At 72.8% G+C, this 1,708-nt stretch carries 1 protein-coding gene and 1 pseudogene; both read left to right on the top strand.

The genetic code is table 11. The annotated features are described in order from the left end of the window. The first annotated feature begins 171 nt into the window (after nt 1–171). Complete coding sequence (locus tag OZN99_RS31080; protein WP_270939062.1) at nt 172–1,311, top strand: flagellar motor protein MotA; 1,140 nt, start codon at nt 172–174, stop codon at nt 1,309–1,311. Nucleotides 1,312–1,325: 14 nt separating this feature from the next. Continuing rightward, nucleotides 1,326–1,708 (top strand): annotated as a pseudogene (locus tag OZN99_RS31085) (peptidoglycan -binding protein); the annotation flags it as partial.

Below are 1,708 nucleotides of genomic sequence, written 5' to 3' on the forward strand. Positions count from 1 at the left end.
GCACCGCGCTGGCCCGCGCGCAGGCGGTGCGCCAGGCGCTGGTGGACGGCGGCATCGAGGAGACGCGGATCGACCTGCGCGCCCTCGGCCGCACGCCGGCGGCGCTGGACTGCGCCGACGTGCTGCCGCCCGAGGCACCGCGCAGCGGCCAGCAGCGATAGGGCGGACAGGATGACAAGCCCCACCCTCTTCCTCTGGCGGATGCTCGGCTTCCTGGCCGCGGTCGCGCTGCTGACCGGGCTGCTCTCGGCCGAGCTGACGCAGGCCTTCGCGGCGAACGTGCTGCTGAACGCCACCATCCTGGTGGTGCTGCTGGCCGGCATCGCCTGGAACATCCGCCAGGTGCTGCTGCTGACCAAGGAGGTCGAGTGGCTGGAGGCGTTCCGCAACCCGGTCGCCGGCGCGCCCTCGCGCCCGCCGCCGCGGCTGCTGGCGCCGATGGCGAGCATGTTCTCCTCCCGCCGGTCGGAACGGCTGCAGCTCTCGGCGCTGGCGATGCGCAGCGTGCTGGACGGCATCGCGGCGCGGCTGGACGAGACGCGGGAGCTCTCGCGCTACGCCACGGGGCTGCTGATCTTCCTCGGGCTGCTGGGGACGTTCTGGGGGCTGCTGCTGACGATCGGCAGCGTGTCGAACGTGATCAACGACATGAGCGTGGGCACAGGCGACATCACCACGCTGTTCAACCAGCTGAAGGCGGGGCTGGCGGAGCCGCTGCGCGGCATGTCCATCGCCTTCTCGTCCAGCATGCTGGGCCTGGCGGGGGCGCTGGTGCTGGGCTTCCTCGATTTGCAGACGGGCCAGGCGCAGAACCGCTTCTACGGGGAGCTGGAGGACTGGCTGGCGGGGGCCACGCGGCTCTCCTCCGGCGCGCTGGGCGGCGAGGGCGAGGGCTCGATGCCCGCCTATGTCCAGGCGCTGCTGGAGCAGTCGGCCGAGAACATGGACGAGCTGCAGCGCAGCATGGCGCGCAACGAGGAAGGCCGCGCGACGGCCAACCAGGCGCTGATGACGCTGACCGAGCGGCTGTCCGTGCTGGCCGACCAGATGCGCGCGTCCCAGGTGCTGATGAGCCGCATGGCGGAGGCGCAGGCGCAGCTGCAGCCCACGCTGGCGCGGCTGGCCGATGCCGCGGGCACCGGCGCGATGGACGAGGCCACGCGCGCGCATATCCGCAACCTGGAGCTCTACCTCGCCCGCATCCTGGAGGAGATGACCCAGGGCCGCATGCAGGCCACGACGGAGATCCGCAACGAGATCAAGGTGCTCGCCCGCACCATCGCGGCGCTGGCGGAAGAGCCGCGGCAGTGAGGGACTAGCGCCGCATGGCGATCGGGCGGAAACGCCGGGAGCGCGGCGGGATCGAGGCGTGGCCGGGCTATGTGGACGCGCTGTCCACGCTGCTCATGGTCATCATCTTCGTCCTGCTGGTCTTCGTGCTGGCGCAGGGCTTCCTCTCCGTCGCGCTGTCCTCGCGCGACCGGGCGCTCGACCGGCTGAACCGGCAGGTGGCGGAACTCGGCGAGCTGCTGGCGCTGGAGCGCGGCCAGGCGGAGGAGCTGCGCGGCGCGCTGGGCCGCACCGCGGAGGAGCTGCGCGCCGCCACCACCGCGCGGGATGCCGCGCAGCGCAGCCTGTCCCTGCTGCGGGAGGAGCGCGACCGCCTGGTCGCGGAGCGCGACGGCACGCGCAGCGAGCGCGACCGCCT

It is taken from the genome of Falsiroseomonas oryzae (genome assembly GCF_027856955.1).
GTDB classification, from domain to species: Bacteria; Pseudomonadota; Alphaproteobacteria; order Acetobacterales; family Acetobacteraceae; genus Falsiroseomonas; species Falsiroseomonas oryzae.

Bases quoted from the DNA above. Each gene is read 5' to 3' on its own strand.
- OZN99_RS31080 (WP_270939062.1), top strand. From the start codon at position 172: ATGACAAGCCCCACCCTCTTCCTCTGGCGGATGCTCGGCTTCCTGGCC.